The organism is Spirillospora sp. NPDC048823 (genome assembly GCF_043198445.1).
GTDB lineage: Bacteria > Actinomycetota > Actinomycetes > Streptosporangiales > Streptosporangiaceae > Spirillospora.
This window is the reverse complement of sequence record NZ_JBICUT010000002.1, coordinates 122783-138798: the sequence shown is the minus strand read 5'-3', so window position 1 is coordinate 138798 and position 16016 is coordinate 122783. Positions and strand designations below refer to the sequence as shown.

The 16016-nt window shown below is 70.9% G+C and carries 15 protein-coding genes; 5 read left to right on the top strand and 10 right to left on the bottom strand.

Going from position 1 to position 16016, the window contains the following annotated elements:
- Positions 1-85: 85 nt before the first annotated feature.
- The 3 genes from ACGFK0_RS04310 to ACGFK0_RS04300 are packed head-to-tail and all read left to right on the top strand — an operon-like array spanning position 86 to position 2473.
- Positions 86-1153, top strand: coding sequence for a phosphotransferase family protein (locus ACGFK0_RS04310; protein WP_392899919.1), 1068 nt, complete (start codon positions 86-88; stop codon positions 1151-1153).
- Positions 1150-2250, top strand: a complete 1101-nt coding sequence (locus tag ACGFK0_RS04305) for a hypothetical protein (protein ID WP_392899916.1) — start codon at positions 1150-1152, stop codon at positions 2248-2250. The genes ACGFK0_RS04310 and ACGFK0_RS04305 overlap by 4 nt, the downstream gene beginning before the upstream one ends.
- A 22-nt stretch (positions 2251-2272) precedes the next feature.
- Positions 2273-2473: a hypothetical protein gene (locus tag ACGFK0_RS04300; RefSeq protein WP_392899914.1), complete on the top strand. Its 201-nt coding sequence runs from the start codon at positions 2273-2275 to the stop codon at positions 2471-2473.
- A gap of 110 nt (positions 2474-2583) precedes the next feature.
- Here ACGFK0_RS04300 and ACGFK0_RS04295 read toward each other — a convergent pair whose 3' ends face one another.
- The 3 genes from ACGFK0_RS04295 to ACGFK0_RS04285 all read right to left on the bottom strand — a co-directional run bounded on the left by ACGFK0_RS04295 (position 2584) and on the right by ACGFK0_RS04285 (position 4834).
- Complete coding sequence (locus ACGFK0_RS04295) at positions 2584-2883, bottom strand: Fe-S cluster assembly protein HesB (protein ID WP_392899911.1); 300 nt, start codon at positions 2881-2883, stop codon at positions 2584-2586.
- A gap of 198 nt (positions 2884-3081) precedes the next feature.
- The gene (locus ACGFK0_RS04290) at positions 3082-4056 is read right to left on the bottom strand and encodes an LLM class F420-dependent oxidoreductase (RefSeq protein WP_392899909.1); all 975 of its coding nucleotides are present in this window, start codon (positions 4054-4056) and stop codon (positions 3082-3084) included.
- Between the two features lie 10 nt (positions 4057-4066).
- Complete coding sequence (locus ACGFK0_RS04285) at positions 4067-4834, bottom strand: SDR family oxidoreductase (protein ID WP_358452659.1); 768 nt, start codon at positions 4832-4834, stop codon at positions 4067-4069.
- Between the two features lie 246 nt (positions 4835-5080).
- Here ACGFK0_RS04285 and ACGFK0_RS04280 point away from each other — a divergent pair, with 246 nt between their 5' ends.
- Together ACGFK0_RS04280 and ACGFK0_RS04275 are read left to right on the top strand one after the other, a co-directional pair.
- Positions 5081-5530, top strand: a complete 450-nt coding sequence (locus ACGFK0_RS04280) for a Zn-ribbon domain-containing OB-fold protein (protein WP_392899906.1) — start codon at positions 5081-5083, stop codon at positions 5528-5530.
- Complete coding sequence (locus tag ACGFK0_RS04275; RefSeq protein WP_392899903.1) at positions 5527-6717, top strand: lipid-transfer protein; 1191 nt, start codon at positions 5527-5529, stop codon at positions 6715-6717. The genes ACGFK0_RS04280 and ACGFK0_RS04275 overlap by 4 nt, the downstream gene beginning before the upstream one ends.
- 54 nt (positions 6718-6771) lie before the next feature.
- On the opposite strand, the gene ACGFK0_RS04270 is transcribed toward ACGFK0_RS04275, so the two are convergent.
- The 7 genes from ACGFK0_RS04270 to ACGFK0_RS04240 all read right to left on the bottom strand — a co-directional run bounded on the left by ACGFK0_RS04270 (position 6772) and on the right by ACGFK0_RS04240 (position 15854).
- A complete protein-coding gene (locus tag ACGFK0_RS04270) occupies positions 6772-8397 on the bottom strand; it encodes a serine/threonine protein kinase (RefSeq protein WP_392899900.1) in 1626 nt (541 codons plus the stop codon).
- A 416-nt stretch (positions 8398-8813) separates the two neighbouring features.
- The gene (locus ACGFK0_RS04265) at positions 8814-9293 is read right to left on the bottom strand and encodes a MarR family winged helix-turn-helix transcriptional regulator (RefSeq protein WP_392899897.1); all 480 of its coding nucleotides are present in this window, start codon (positions 9291-9293) and stop codon (positions 8814-8816) included.
- A 272-nt stretch (positions 9294-9565) separates the two neighbouring features.
- On the bottom strand, positions 9566-11152 hold the full coding sequence (locus ACGFK0_RS04260; protein ID WP_392899894.1) for an acyl-CoA synthetase: 1587 nt from the start codon (positions 11150-11152) through the stop codon (positions 9566-9568).
- Positions 11153-11172: 20 nt separating this feature from the next.
- Positions 11173-12330, bottom strand: a complete 1158-nt coding sequence (locus ACGFK0_RS04255) for a thiolase domain-containing protein (protein WP_392899892.1) — start codon at positions 12328-12330, stop codon at positions 11173-11175.
- Entirely contained in the window at positions 12327-13361 is a 1035-nt protein-coding gene (locus ACGFK0_RS04250) for a thiolase domain-containing protein (protein ID WP_392899889.1), read from the bottom strand. The genes ACGFK0_RS04255 and ACGFK0_RS04250 overlap by 4 nt, the downstream gene beginning before the upstream one ends.
- Entirely contained in the window at positions 13361-14305 is a 945-nt protein-coding gene (locus ACGFK0_RS04245) for a Zn-ribbon domain-containing OB-fold protein (protein ID WP_392899888.1), read from the bottom strand. The genes ACGFK0_RS04250 and ACGFK0_RS04245 overlap by 1 nt, the downstream gene beginning before the upstream one ends.
- A complete protein-coding gene (locus tag ACGFK0_RS04240; protein WP_392899885.1) occupies positions 14295-15854 on the bottom strand; it encodes an acyl-CoA synthetase in 1560 nt (519 codons plus the stop codon). Before ACGFK0_RS04240 ends, ACGFK0_RS04245 begins: the two co-directional genes overlap by 11 nt.
- Between the last annotated feature and the right edge of the window lie 162 nt (positions 15855-16016).

Here is a 16016-nt window from a genome sequence, read left to right as displayed (position 1 = left end):
TGCCCGGCCCCATTGACCGGGCCCGAACCCCGTTGATAGAACACGTTCTAATTCGGGGCGCGAACCGGTGCAAGGAGGCGGCGCTATGCCCGTTCCCGACCAACGCGACTCCGAGGTGACCCGGCGGAGCCTGACGGACTGGCTCGGCGGGCATCTGCCCGGCGTCCGGATCCCCCATCTGGAGACCCCGCAGACCAGCGGCTTCTCCAACGAGACCCTGATGTTCGACGCCGAATGGACCGGCGGCGACGGCACCGCGCACCGGGAGCCGTTCGTCGCGCGGGTCGCCCCGGTGAACTACCAGATCTTCCCCGAGCCGCGGTTCGAGGAGCAGTACCGGCTGATGCGGATCCTGGACGAGCGGACCGGCATCCCGGTGCCGCCGATCCGCTGGTACGAGCCGTCCGCGGACGTGCTGGGCGCCGCGTTCTTCGTGATGGGGCGCATCGACGGCCGCGTCCCGACCGACATGCCGCCGTACCACATGGACGGCTGGGTGACCGAGGCCCCGCAGGACGAGCGGGCCGCGATGTGGTGGTCCACCCTGGAGATCCTCGCGGACCTGCACCGGCTGGACGTCGGCGAACTCGGCCTCGGGTTCCTCGACCAGCCGGCCTGGGGCGCCCCCGGCCTCGACCAGCGGCTCAACTACTACGAGCACTACCTGCACTGGGCCTACAAGGGTCCGCAGGAGACGGCGCTGAAGGCGCTGGAGTGGCTGAAGGCCAACCGGCCCGGCGAGCCGGACGACCCCGTCGCGCTGTGGGGCGACGCGCGCATCGGCAACGTGATCTTCCAGGCGGGGGTGCCGGCGGCCGTCCTCGACTGGGAGACGGCGGTGCTCGGCGCACCGGAGGAGGACCTCGCCTGGTTCATGTTCCTCGACCGCCACCACTGCGAGGGCGTGGGCGCGGCACGGCTGGACGGCTTCCCCTCCTACGCCGAGACGGTCGCCCGCTACGAGGAGTTGCTCGGGCGGCCGATGCGGAACATGGCGTACTACGAGATCCTGTCCGGCTTCAAATTCTCGGTGATCATGGCCCGGATCGGGCAGGCGATGATCGACTTCGGCTGGATCGACGAGGCCTCCGACTTCCCGTACGACAACAACTGCACGCAGCTGCTCGCCCGCATCATGGAAGGAGACCGGTGACGCTCTCGCCGCTCGACGACTACCCGATCCACCAGGCTCCCGAGGTGATGCGGCACGTCACGACGTCCGACCGCAACTTCTACGACCGCTACTACTTCAACGTCCACGCCTGCTCGGACGAGATGATGATGATCATCGGGATCGGGCAGTACCCGAACCTCGGGGTGATGGACGCGTTCGCGGTCGTGCGGCGCGGGCCGGTGCACAAGGTGGTCCGGGCGTCCCGCGAGCTGGGCGCCGACCGGATGGACACCACGGTCGGACCGTTCCGCGTCGAGGTGATCGAAGGGCTCAAGCGGCTGAGGGTCGTTCTCGACGGCAGCGAACACGGGCTCGCGTTCGACCTCACCTGGGAGGGGGCGATTCCCGCCACGCTGGAGCCCCCGCACTACCTGCGCTGGCAGGAAAGGGTCGTGTTCGACTCACGGCGCGTCGCGCAGACCGGCCGCTGGACGGGCAGCATCACGATCGACGGTGAGACCATCGAGGTCACGCCCGACCACTGGTGGGGCTCCCGGGACCGCTCCTGGGGCATCCGTCCCGTGGGCGAGCCGGAACCGCCCGGCATCCAGGCCAACAACGCGGGCACGTTCTACTGGCTGTACACGCCGATGCAGTTCGAGGACCACTCGATCCTCTGCATCGTCCAGGAGGACGAGAAGGGGCGCCGCATCCTGGAGGAGGCCACCCGGGTCTGGCCCGACCGCGAACCCGAGTTCCTCGGCCGGCCCGAGTACCTCCCGGTCTACGCCGAAGGCACCCGCGACGTGGTCACCGCCACGCTCCGGTTCGCGCCGCCGGGAGGTGAGCCGTTCGAGATCCGCGCCACGCCGATCCTGCCCGTCCACCTGATGGTCGGCACCGGCTACGGGCTGGAACCCGACTGGAAGCACGGCATGTACCAGGGCCCCGACCTCAAGGTGCAGGGCGTCACCTACGACACCCGCAAACCCGAGGACGCCGCCCGGATGTGGGGCATCGTCGACGCGGTCGGACGGTACGAGTACGTGAACGGCGCGCAGCCCACGGGCGTCACGACGGGGTACGGACTCTACGAGTACTGGGCGCTCGGCCCCCACCCGTCCTTTCCCGAGTGATCGGTCTGCCAGACTGGCGACCGTGACGACCCCGCCCTCGCCCGACCCCCCGAGCGAGGAACGGCCGTCCCGGGAAGAACTGGACCGGCAGGTGCGCGACCGCTACCGAAACTGGCGCGACCAGCCGCGTGGCCTGGCCTGCGCGGTGATCGGCGCCTTCATGATCCTCACCACCGCGGCGTTCGCGTTCGCGGTGGTGGCCGTCGTCATGGCGATGAGCTGAGAATCATGGCGAGCTGAAAATACGGCGATGAGCTGAAGCCGGGGCGCCGACCGGATCGGCGCCCCGGCTTCGCAAGCTCGGTTCAGGTTCGGAATCTGGCCGGCCGGGGCCTAGGCCGGGGTCCCCTCGGACCCCTCCGCGATGGTGAACGCCACATCGCCCTGCGGGTCGACCTGGGCGTCCAGGGTCTTGTCGTCCAGCATCTCGGCGACGGTGGGCTCCAGGTACACCTTGGCGCCCTCCTCCTCGACGACCTGGTCGCCCGCCTCGGGGGCCGGGGCGACGGAGAGCCGCAGGGCGTCCGAGCCGTCGAGCCCGGACTCGATGCGGATGCCGGTCTCGGGCGGAAGCTCCGGGTTCGCGGTCACAGTACGTATGACCTGGACGGCACCGCTGGTCAGCGTGAGCACGATCAGCTCCTCACGTCTCTATGTTTCTCGGATCGGATCTGCCCCACCCTCCCCGATCCTCACGGCGGTAAACCTCGGGGCGTGATCGCGCGGTGCCGTCCCGCCACCGCCGCCCGGCGCGTTGCCGGTGGGCCGCCCGGCGCGTTGCCGGTGGGCCGCCCGGCGCGTCGCCCGGTGGGCCGCCCCGGCCCTCCGCCGTCAGCCGGCGGCCGGGGCCAGAGCGCGGACGGCCTCGGCCTGGGAGAGGCCCCCACCGGGGACGATGGCCAGTACGGGCGTGGTGAGGCCGTTGTCCACGTACTCGCGGAGGCGGGCGCGGCACCGCTCCGGGGACCCGTGCACGATCAGGTCGTCGACGACCTCGTCCGGGATGACCTCCAGGGCCTTCTTCCGGTCGCCGGCCGCCCACGCCTCGTTCATCGGGCGCAGCGCCTCACCGCGTCCGAGCCATTCGTGGAACGCCCGGTAGACGGGGACCGTCATGTACGCGGCGATCATCCAGCGGCCGATCGCGCGGGCCTCGTCGGCGTCGTCGGTCGGGCAGACGAACAGCCGCGCGATCAGTTCGAGGTCGTCGCCGATCTCGCCGCGCACCGTCCGGACGTCCTTGGGCGCCAGCCAGTTGGTGATCGCGCCGTCGGCCTCCCGGGCGGCGAGCCGCAGCATGCCGGGCCGCAGGGCCGCGAGGACGATGGGCGGCGGCGTCGCGGGCGCGTTGTCCAGCTTGAAGCCCTTGACGGCGAAGGTGTCGTACTCCTCCTTCACCTTCTCCCCCGCGAGGGCCTTGCGGAGGAAGCGCAGCGTGTCACGGGTGCGCTTGTAGGGCTCCTCGAACGGGATGCCGTTCCAGCGCTCCACGATCGTGTCGGACGAGGTGCCGATGCCCAGCACGAACCGTCCGGGCGCGAGGCCGGCGAGCGTCGCGGCCTGCTGTGCCAGCAGCGCGGGGCCGCGCGTGTAGACCGGCACGATCGCGGGGCCGAGGCGCAGCCCCGGGTCCCACTGCGAGGCGAGCGCCAGCGGGGTGAACGCGTCGGTGCCGTTCGTCTCGGCGGACCAGGCGTCGGTGTACCCGAGCGCGGACAGCCCTTCGACGATCTCGCGGTGCTCGGCCAGCGAGAGCCCGGTCAGCGGAATGGTCAGTCCCCAGCGTGAGGTGCCCTTACTCGACATGCGCGCCTCCTCAGGCGATCGAGGCGCGGATGGTGGCGCCGCCGTCGACGACCATGGTCTGCCCCGTCATCCACGACGATGCGTCGCCGGCGAGGAACACCGCCGCGTTCGCGATGTCCTCGGGTTCGCCGAGGCGCCCCAGCGGCATGTGCTTGCTGATCTCCGCCTCGTTGGGCTCCCACAGCGCGCGGGCGAGGTGGGTCTTGACCAGTCCCGGCGCGATGCAGTTGACGCGGACCTTCGGCGCCAGCTCCATCGCGAACTGCCGGCTGAGGTGGATGACGGCGGCCTTGGTGGCGTTGTAGTACCCGATGCCGTGCTCGGTGATCATCCCGCCGACGGACGCGATGTTGATGACGGCGCCGCCGCGCTCGGCCAGGGACGCGCGCAGCGCGAGCTGGGTCCACTGGACGATCGCGAACTGGTTGACCTCGACGGTCTTCGCGGCGGCGGCGGGCTCGATGTCGGACATCGGCCCGTAGTAGGGGTTGGTCCCGGCGTTGTTGACCAGGATGTCCAGGCCGCCGAACTCGGCGACGGCGGCGTCCACGCAGGCGGCGGCCTCGTCGGCGTGGCCCACGTGCGCGGCCTTGGCGAGGACGCCGGCGTCCGGGTACGCCTTGCCGATCTCCTTGGCGACCTCGTCGAGCGCCTCCTGCTTGCGCGAGGAGAGCACCACGTTGGCGCCCTCGGCGGCGAACGCGGTGGCGATCGCCTTTCCGATTCCCCGGGAAGCCCCGGTGACCAGGGCGGTCTTGCCTTGAAGTCCAGTTCGCATCCGCGCTCTCCCTACGTGTCCGCACCCTGTGGGCAGCCTCGGCAGAATCCGACTCGGTCACTGTACCGGAAGTGACTGACGAGTCAGTTACCTGACCCCGCGTCGGTACGTGGTGGTTTCGTCCCGCTCACCGGACAGGCCGGGTTGGAGCGATCGCTTGGTTGTTACGCTGCGCGCGGTACCGGATGAGGGCTGTCCGGACGAGGGCTGTACCGGATGGGGCTGTCCGGACGAGGGAGGAGCCGCGTGACCACGACCAAGGAACGTCGTCCGGCGATCGAGGGCTGGTACACGGCCGAGGGCGGCGACGTCCGGCTGCTGGGCACCCGCTGCGCGTCGTGCGGAACGCCGTACTTCCCGCGCAACGAGCTGGCCTGCCGCAACCCCGGCTGCACCGGCCCGAAGGACGGCTCCGAGCTGGAGCCGTACGCCCTCTCCGGACGCGGCCGCATCTGGTCCTACGCGGACTCCCGCTACAAGCCGCCGCCCCCGTACGTCTCCCCCGAGCCGTTCGTCCCCTACACCGTCGCGGCAGTCGAACTCGAAGCCGAGCGCATGGTCGTCCTGGGCCAGGTCGCCCCCGGCCACACCGTCGACGACCTCGCCGTCGGCATGGAGGTCGAGCTGACCGAAGGCACCCTGTACGAGGACGACGAAGCCGAATACACCGTCTGGATGTGGAGGCCCGTGCGATGAGCCGCGATATCGCCGTTCTGGGTGCGGGGATGCACCCCTGGGGCAAGTGGGGCCGGAACTTCGTCGAGTACGGGCTGGCGGCTGCGCGGGCGGCGCTGGCCGACGCCGGGCTCGCGTGGCCGGACGTCCAGTACGTCGCGGGCGCGGACACCATCCGCAACGGGTATCCGGGGTTCATCGCCGGCGCGACGTTCGCGCAGGCGCTCGGCTGGTCCGGCGCGCGGGTGTCCAGCTCGTACGCGGCGTGCGCCTCGGGGGCGCAGGCCATCGACAACGCGCGCGCGCGGATCCTCGCGGGCCTGTGCGACGTGGCGCTGGTCGTGGGCGCGGACGCCGCGCCGAAGGGTTTCTTCAAGCCCGTCGGCGGCGACCGGCCGGACGACCCCGACTGGCTGCGGTTCCGGCTGCTCGGCGCGACCAACCCGATCTACTTCGCGCTGTACGCCCGCCGCCGCATGGCGATGCACGGCGCGACGCTGGACGACTTCGCCGCCGTGAAGGTGAAGAACGCGCGGCACGGGCTGGCGAACCCGAATGCCCGGTACCGCAAGGAGGTGACGCTGGAGGACGTCCGCGAGTCCGCCGTGGTCGCCGACCCGCTGCGGCTTCTGGACATCTGCGCCACCAGTGACGGCGGCGCCGCGCTGGTGCTGACGTCGATGGACTTCGCGCGGCGGCACGGCATCGCCGACCCCGTGCGCATCCCCGGGCTGTCCACGGTGACGCCGACGTTCCCCAAGACCGTCCTGGACCTGCCCGACTTCGCCACGGACTCGGCGATGGCGGCGGCGGAGCCCGAGCGTCCGTTCCGGTCCGCGATCGCGCACGCCGCCTACGAGGAGGCCGGGATCGGGCCGGACGACCTGTCGCTCGCCGAGGTGTACGACCTGTCCACGGCCCTTGAGCTGGACTGGTACGAGGACATCGGCCTGTGCGAGCCGGGCGGCGCCGAGGAACTGCTCCGGTCCGGCGCCACCACCCTCGGGGGGCGCATCCCGGTCAACCCGAGCGGCGGGCTCGCGTCCTTCGGCGAGGCGATCCCGGCGCAGGCCATCGCGCAGGTGTGCGAGCTGACCTGGCAGCTGCGCGGCCGGGCCGAAGGCCGCCAAGTCGAGGACGCCCGCGCGGGCATCGCGGTGAACCAGGGCCTCTTCGGCCACGGCTCCGCCACCATCGTCGTCCGGTAGCCGCAAGCCGTCCGGTGGCCGCACTCCTTCCGGTGGCCGCACGCCGTCCGGCGACTACGCGGCCGTGAAGCCGTCGCAGCCGATGTAGTAGGCGTCGCCGTTGGGATGGACGTGCATCCAGACGATCGTCCAGACGCCCTTTCTCGCCAGAGGGCCCGTCCCGCCGCCGGATCCCTCCCACACGAAGTCGTCCGGGAAGGTGAGGTCGAGCCCGGAGGTGCCTGCCGGATACAGATGCGGCTTGCTGTGGACCCATCCCGGCCCCGCGCTGCCATGCGGCCCCGGCGGGCGGAGCTGGGCCACCACGTAGTAGTTGGACGGAGTCGCGTACTTGAAGCGCATGCCGAACTCGACGGACTCCTTCGTGTACGGCCGGCGCGGCGCCGAAACCTGCAACTGGCCGGAGAGGGTCTCGTCCTCGGAGCGGATCGCGGGCAGGCACGTGAAGTCCTTCTGGGAGAACTCCATGGCGTGGTAGTCCGCGGTGGGCTGCTTCACCAGGATCTTGTCCGGCGGACGGCCGTCCTTCCGGGGCGTCCGCTCCGCGGGCGAGCCCGCCGATGTCGTGGGGGCGCCCGCCTCTCCGCCGCCCGTCTCTCCGCCGCCCGTCCCCTGTCCGTTCCGGGACGCGTTCGCGCCGCTCCGGCCGTCGTCGCCGTTCAGCACGGACCTGGCGACGAAGGCACCGCCCAGCACGACGGCGACCATCCCGGCGCCCGCCGCGATGACGGCGGCGCGCGACCGCAGTCTCGTCCCGCCTCCCGGTACCGTCCTCGTGCGGTCCGGCGGGACGAGACCGGACGCGGCGGCGTCCGCGAGGCCGGCGGGCACCGGCCGCGGGACGCCCACCAGCCGCCGGTAGCCGGGATCGGCGGCGAGAGCGACCGGGGACGCGGCCATCTCGATCAGCCGCTCCAGCGCAATCCGGGAGCCGGGCTCCTTCTCGGCGCAGAGCCGGACGAGATCGGCGACGCGCGGGTCGGCCCCGTCGAGGTCGATGTCGCCGTCGAGGGTCCGGTGGATGATGGCCTCGATGCGGCCGCCACCGAACGGCGGGCGTCCCGTGGCGGCGTACGCGACGGTGCCGGCGAGGGAGAACACGTCCGACGCGGGGACGGGCTCCTGCTCGCGGACGACCTCGGGCGCGACGTACCCGGGGGTGCCGTTCCACGCGCCGGTCTGGGTGATCTGCGTCTGGCCCTCGCCGCGGGCGATGCCGAAGTCGATCAGCCGGGGCCCGTCCGGGGCGAGGATCACGTTGCCGGGCTTGAGGTCGCGGTGCTGGACGCCCTGCCCGTGGATCTCCAGCAGCCCCTGGGCCAGGGCGGCCAGCAGCCGCAGGCAGGTGTCCGGCGGCGGCGGCCCGTGCTCGGCGACGGCCTGGCGGAGCGTCGGGCCGGGGACGTACTCGGTCGCGAGCCAGTACGGCGGCGCGTCCAGCCCGGCGCCGACCATCGCGGCGGCGAACCGGCTGCGCACCCGTTCGACGGTGGCGACCTCGCGGCGGAACCGGGCGAGCGCCTGCGGGCCCTCGAAGTCCTCGCGGATCACCTTGAGGGCGACGTGCCGGCCGGCGCCGGTGAGCCCCAGATACACCTGGCCCATGCCGCCCGCGCCGATACGGGCGACCAGCGGGTATCCGCCGATCTCGGCGGGGTCCTCGGGACGCAGCGGCTCCACGTCAGCGGCTCTCAGGTCCTACGCGCATGCCTTCATGATCTCATCGCCGGCGGTCCGGTGGCGCCCGAACGGACGGCTCTCAGCGGTCCTCGCGGGCGACCTGGATCGCCCGGCGGCCGTGGGCGGCCGCGAGAGCGTCGAAGGGGCCCGAAATGGCGCGGTGTGACCGAAGTCACCGTCCACAAGGTGTGTGACCTGCGACGTGGCGGTCATGGGCCTGTAGTCACGCGAACGTCGCCATGACGTTCCCGGCAAGCTCCAGGGACGGTCGCCGCGGCCGGGGGGACCGCCGCGGCCGTTCCTGGACCCGGTGCCGACCGGCTCCGGGACTGGCGGGGGCCGTCCCGGAGCCGCAGTCGGCCGCGTGGGAGGGCCGCCGCGTCGGAGGTCCGCGTCAAGCTCGGGCCGAGGCGGCCTCAGATGGGGTCGGGCAGCTTTCTGACCTCCTCGATGATCTGGGGCATCGCCTCGTTGTTGCGGCGGATCCAGTCCAGCAGGAAGGCGACCTGCTCGTCGCTGTAGCCGTCGAGCCGATCACGGAAGAGACGCCTGATCGGCTCGAAGTACCGGGCGAACTCCACGACGTTGTCCTCGACGAGTTCGACGATCACGCGCCGGCGGTCGTCGGGGTCGCGGGTGCGCCGGACGTAGCCCGCCTTCTCCAGCCGGTCGATCACGGCGGTGATGGCCCCCCCTGTGGTGATGCCCATCAGCTGGGCGAGCCGTCCGGGGGTCTGCGGCCCGTCGAGCGACAGCGCGTTGACGCATTGCGCGTCGGTGACGTTCATGCCCGCCTTGCTCGCGGTGGCATGGTGCAGCAGCACCGTGAACATGGTGCTGCGCTGCATCGCCATCTGCAGTTCGCCCGCCATCCGCTCCCGTTCCGGAGTCGTCACGCCTTACCCCTCCCCTTCTCTCCGCTGCAGAGAGACTCAATGCAAGAGTGACTCTTTGGAGGAGATTCTAGTGGGTCGGCATGCGTGCGGGCGCGGCGGATGCCCGCCGCGTGTGGCGAAGGCGACACCCTGGATGATCAGAGCACCCCGGGACGGCCCCTAGGATCATTTTATTAGGGCCACTAACAGAGGTCCGTCTCCAGGCCCCGAATCCCACGAAGGTTCGGGGCCGACCTCTACACCCGGGCGCTCTCCCTCCTCTTGGGCGCCCGCTACCCTCGGGCCTCCTCCGCCTCCTCGGCGATCTGCTTCGCCCACCGGTAGTCGGCCTTGCCGGCCGGGGAGCGCTTCATCTCGTCCACGAACGCGTAGACGCGCGGCACCTTGTAGCCCGACAGCTCCTTGCGGCAGTGCGCGTCCAGGTCCTCGGTCGCGGGCGGCTCGCCACCGCCGGACGGCTGGACCACCGCCGCGACCCGGTTGCCCCAGCGCTCGTCCGGGACACCCGTCACGACCGCGTCGTACACGCCCGGATGGCCCTTCAGGACGGCCTCGACCTCCTCCGGGAACACCTTCTCGCCGCCGGTGTTGATGGCCTGCGAGCCCCGCCCGAACACGGCGATCGCGCCGTCCTCCTCGACGGTGGCGATGTCGCCGGTGAGGAGCCAGCGCCGCCCGTCCACCACGGGGAACGTCTTCGCCGTCTTCTCCGGGTCGTTGTAGTAGCCCTGCGCGATGTACCCCGTCCGCGCGACCTGCCCGATGACGCCCGATCCCGGTTTGACCGGCTGGAGCGCGTCGTCGAGGACGGTGACGTCCTCCACGTCCGGCGCGAACCGCAGGCCCTTCTCCGGCGTCGACCCGGCCACCGCCTCGGCCGTCGAGCCCGACTCCGTCGACCCGAACCGGTCCAGGGTCATCGTGTTCGGCAGGAGCTCCTGGATACGGTTGCGGACGGTCCCGGTGAAGATCGCGCCCGTGGACACGAACGCCAGCAGCGACGACGTGTCATAGTCGCCGCGCGCCAGTTCCTCCGCCATCGGGATCGCCATGGCGTCGCCGGTGATGGTCAGCGAGTTGACCTTCTCCCGCTCGATCGTCCGCCACACCTCGGCCGCGTCGAACTTGCGCGTGTACACGAGCGTCGCGCCCATGAACCAGGCGATCCACGTGGCGAGCTGCGCGGCGCCGTGCATCAGCGGCGCGACCGGCATCATCACCAGCGGGCCGCCGTTGCGGGCGTTCTCGACGATGTCCTGCGGTCTCGACGGCCGCGGAAGCGACGGGTTCCAGAACGCGTGCAGAATCTGCTCGGTCGACCACATGACGCCCTTCGGCATCCCCGTCGTGCCGCCCGTGTAGATGATGTAGAGGTCGTCGGGGGAACGCGCCGGGAAGCCTCGCGTTCCGTCCGCGTCCCGCACCGCGTCGTCGTAGGCGACCGCGCCCGGTATGGACGGCGTGCCGCCCACCGCGATGAGGTGCCTCAGCTCGGGCACCTCCGCGGCGGTCGCGGCGACGCGGTCCTCGAACTCGACGTCGTACAGAAGCGCGACGCTGTCGGAGTCCCGGTAGATGTAGAGCAGCTCGCTCTCCACATACCGGTAGTTGACGTTGATGGGGACGGCCCGGATCTTCAGCACCGCCAGCAGCGCCGCCGCGTACTCGATGCCGTTGTAGAGCTGGACCGCGACATGCTGGCCGGGCCCGACGCCCGCACCCGCCAGGTGGTGCGCGAGACGGTTCGCGTGCTCGTCCATCTCGGCGTAGGTGAGTCGCCGGTCGCCGCACACCAGGGCGACACGCTCCCCGATCGCGTCCGCGACTCCCTCGAACAGATCAGCGTGGTTGTACTCCATCGGACGGCCCTTTCGGGGGGTCAGGGTTTGTCGCTGCCGACTATCCACATCGCGAAGAACTGGGCGCCGCCTCCGTAGGCGTGGCCCAGCGCGCGCCGCGCGCCGTCCACCTGATGGTCGCCGGCCAGCCCGCGCACCTGCAGCGCCGCCTCGGCGAACCGGATCATCCCGGACGCGCCGATCGGGTTGGACGACAGCACGCCGCCGGACGGGTTCCACGGGATGTCACCGTCCATCGCCGTCGCCCCCGCCTCGGTGAGCTTCCAGCCTTCGCTCTCGCCGCAGAACCCGAGGTTCTCCAGCCACATCGGCTCGTACCAGGAGAACGGGACGTACACCTCGGCGCAGTCCAGCTCGCGGCGCGGATCGCTGATCCCGGCCTGCCGGTACACGTCCGCCGCCGCGTCCTTGCCGCCCTGCGGGCTCACGGAGTCGCGCCCGGCGAACATCATCGGCTCCGACCGCATCGACGTGCCGTGCACCCACGCGGGCGGATTCGGCGCCTTCTTCGCGGCGTCCTCGGAAGCCAGCACCATGGCGCACGCCCCGTCCGACGACGGGCACGTCTCCAGGTAGCGGATCGGCTCCCACAGCATCGGGGTCGACTCGACCATCTCCCGCGAGATGCCCGGGATCTTGAGGTGCGCGTACTGGTTCCGCAGCGCGTTCTCCCGGTCCTTGACCGCGACCAGCATCCCGATGTGGTCGGGGGCGCCCGACCGACGCATGTAGGCGCGGATGTGCGGGGCGAAGTAGCCGCCCGCGCCCACGACCAGCGACGTCGTGAACGGCGAGTTCACGGTCAGCGCCCACGTCGCGTTCGACTCCGACTGCTTCTCCCACGCCACCGTGAGGACGCGCTGGTGCACGCCGCCCTGGATCAGGCCGGCCGCGACGATCGCCGTGGACCCGCCGACCGAGCCGGCCGTGTGCACGCGCATGATCGGCTTGCCCTTGGCGCCCAGCGCCTCCGCCAGGAACGTCTCCGGCATCATGACGCCCTCGAACAGGTCGGGGGCCTTGCCGACGACGACGGCGTCGATGTCCTTCCAGGTGAGGCCGGCGTCGTCGAGCGCCCGCCGGGCCGCCTCGCGCAGCATCCCCGCCATCGACACGTCAAGCCGCTTGGTCTTGTACGCCGTCTGCCCGACGCCGATGACCGCACACGCGTTGCTCATTCGCTCTCTCCCGACAGCACGCAGACGAGGTTCTGCTGGAGGCAGGGGCCGGACGAGGCGTGGCCGAGGGCCCTGGACGCCGTCCCGTCGTGAATGCGGGCGGCCGCCTCACCGATCCGGATCAGGCCCGCCGCCATCATCGGGTTGGCCGACAGCGCGCCGCCGGACGGGTTGACCGCCACGTCGTCGCCCAGGCCGAGGGCCTCGCGCAGGATGAGCTCCTCATGGCTGAACTGCGCGTGCAGCTCGGCGACCTCGACGCCCGCGGCGCCCGCCTTCTCCCCGGCGATGCGCGTCGCGTCCGAGCGGGTCAGGTCGCGGACGCCGGGCGCGTGCGCCTCGGTCCGGTGGTCGATCCCGGTGATCCACGCGGGGCGCTCGCACAGCTCCCGCGCCTTGTCCCCCGCCGCGAGGACGATCGCCGCCGCACCATCGGTGATGGGCGCGACGTCGTACGGGCGCAGCGGAGCCACGTCGTAGCCTTCGTCCTCAGGCTCCGGCAGGTGCAGCGCGAACGGGTTGTCCCGTCCGGACGCCCGGGACCGTGCCGCGACGGCGCGCAGGTCGTCCTCCTTGGCGCCCGACCGTTCCATGTAGGCGCGGGCCTGAAGCGCGGCCAGCGACACCTGGTCGATGCCGAGCGGCGCCAGGTGGTACGGGTCGAGCTGCTGGGTGAGGATCGTGCGCAGGTCCCCCTGCGACGACTTCCCGAACCCGTAGACGAGCGCCGTGTCGATCTCGCCGTGCAGCAGCTTCACCCACGCCTCGTACAGCGCCCAGGCACCGTCCATCTCGACGTGGCTCTCCGAGATCGGCGGCCACGCACCCACCGCGTCCAGCGCCGACACGAACGAGAACGGCGCGCCGGCGAGGTAGTCGCACGACCCGGAGCAGGTGAAGCCGAACTGCTTCAGCCCCGTCTTCTCCTTGACCTCGGTGATGACGGGCGCGAGCATCTCGATCTCCGCCAGCCCCTGGTCCTCGCCGGAGTGGCGGCTCTGCGTGAAGGCGACGACAGCGATCTCGCGCATCACATGAAGTCCTTGATCTCTTCGAAGGGGACGTCGGGCTCGTCGATGGGCTCGAACCACTTGATGTTGCTCATCGACCGCTCCCACTCCTCGCGGGGACGCCACGCCGCCCTGACCCGCATGCCCATCCGGACCTGGTCCGCCGGGACGCCCGCGACGAGCGTCAGCATCGTCAGCCCGGCGCCGTCCAGCAGCACGTAGCCCGACACGAACGGCACCTCGGGGGCGCGCGGGTCGGGGATGTTGTTGACGGCGAAGGTGGTGACGGTGCCGGTGTCGGGCAGCTCCACCTCCTCGGTGGTGGGGACGCCGTCGCGCGGGCACAGGCCCTTCATCGGGACGATGACCTGCTCGCACACCGGGCACCGGTGGCCGAGGATCCTGCCCTGCGAGATGCCCTCCAGGAACCGGCCGAGCGCCTGGCCGCCCTTCAGCGAGTACTCCAGCCGCGTCGGCGCGTTGATCACCGTGACCTCGGGGAGGAAGCACTCGATGTCGCCGATCCCGCCGGTGCGCTCCGCCCGCCACTTGGGCCGGACGCGCATCCCGGTCTTGAGGAACCTCGGCGGCTCCGCGCCCTCCTCGAAGACGCCGAGGTCGAGCGCGTGCAGGAGCGCGGTGTCGGCGCCGTCCGGCCGGATCAGCGCCCACGCGAACGGGCGGTCCAGCGGATGCTCCTTCGCCGGACGCGGCACCCACGACCACGTCGTGACCGTCCCGACCGGGCCGACCTCGACGAACTCGTCCGTCACGTCCTCGCCGGTGTCGGGGTCGTACTCCGACGGCGGGACGAGCACCCGGCCCTCCGCCGTGCGGACGCCGACGAGCCGGGCGTCGCGCAGATCGCTGAGGAACCGCCCGATGACGGGCCCCACCGAGCGCGTGTACCCGCCGGGGAACTCCAGGACGTGGTTGGGCTTAGATGGCGCCGTGTCAGATGGCACTGCCGCGGTCCTTCCAGTACGGGTCCCTGAGCCTGCGCTTGAGGAGCTTGCCGTTCGGTTCGCGCGGCATCGTCTCGATGTAGTCGATGGACTTCGGCCACTTCATCCTGGCGAGCCGGCCCTCCAGCGACGCGAGGATCTCCGCCGTCAGCCCGTCGCCGGGTTCGACGCCCTCGGCGGGCTCCACGACGGCCTTGATCTGCTCACCCCACTCCTCGTCCGGGATGCCGAACACGGCCACGTCCGCGACCTTCGGATGCATGGTGATCTCGTTCTCGATCTCGGCCGGGTAGATGTTCGCCCCACCCGAGATGATCATGTCGGCCTTGCGGTCGGACAGGAACAGGAACCCGTCGTCGGTGAGATAGCCGATGTCCCCGACGGTGAAGAAGTCCTTGAGGCGGTTCTTCTCCGTCTTCTCCTTGTCGCCCTTGTACTCGAACTCGACGCCGGCCATCTTCATGTAGATCGTGCCGTGCGTCCCGGCCGGAACGGGTTCACCGTCGTCGTCCACGATGAGGAGCTCGCTGATCGGCCAGGCGTTCCCGACCGTTCCGGGATGGGCGCGCCAGTCGGCCGGGCTGGCTATCGTCCCGCCGCCCTCGGTCGCCGCGTAGTACTCCCAGATGCAGTCGCCCCACCAGTCGAGCATCTGCTGCTTGATCGGCACCGGGCACGGCGCGGCCGCGTGGATCGCCCACTTCATGCTGGAGACGTCGTACCGGGACTTGACGTCCTCGGGCAGACCGAGGAGCCGCTTGAAGTGCGTCGGCACCATGTGGGTGTTGCTGACGCCGTGTTCCTGGATCATTCTCAGGGTGTCTTCGGCGTCCCACCGGTCCGTGTAGACGAGGGTGTGCCCCATGTGCAGGGCCGTGCCGCCGAACTGGGTGACGGCCGTGTGATAGTTCGGTGAGGTGATCAGATGGGCCTGCTGCTCGCCGCCCGCCGGGCGTCCCTGCGTGATGCCGAAGAGGGTCAGCAGGAACGTCATCAGTTCGGCGCTGTCGTCGGGATCGATGCCCATCAGCGCCCGCTTGACGCCCTTCGGCCGCCCGGTCGTCCCGGACGTGTAGTGCATCGTGGCGCCGTTGCTCCGGTCGTCCGGAAGGGTGTCGGGCCGCCCCTCGACGAGTTCGCCGTACGGGCGGAATCCCTCGACGTTCCCGAACGCGAACCGCCGGTGAGCCTCGATCTCCCCGGCGGCCGCCACGCCCTCGGCGGCGTACCGCTCATGGACGAAGAACGCCTTGGCCTCGGCGTCGGAGACGATGTACGCGATCTCCGGTCCGGCCAGATGCCAGTTGATCGGCGTGTAGTACCAGCCGGCCTGCAGCGCCGCCAGGTACAGCACCAGTCCGTCGACGCCGTTCGGAACGAGCCCGCAGATGCCGTCGCCGTTCTTGAGACCGAGTGCGCGCAGTCCGTGGACGAGTCTGTTGGAGCGGGCCAGCAGATCGCCCGCGGAGTACTTCGTCCCGTCCGGATCGACGGCCGCGACCCACTCGGGATCGGCCTGCGCCAGCCGCCAAAAGCCCAATGACCCCATCGGATCTCCCTACGTAGCACGATGAGCGCCGTCAGCACGGTGAGCGCCGTCACACGGCGACGCCCCGGCGACCAAAGTAGATCACGTTCTCGTTTTGCAGATCAACCCCTACCGGTAGGGCGACGGCTTAACTAGAATCTGTTCTCGTTTGCCATCTAAGCT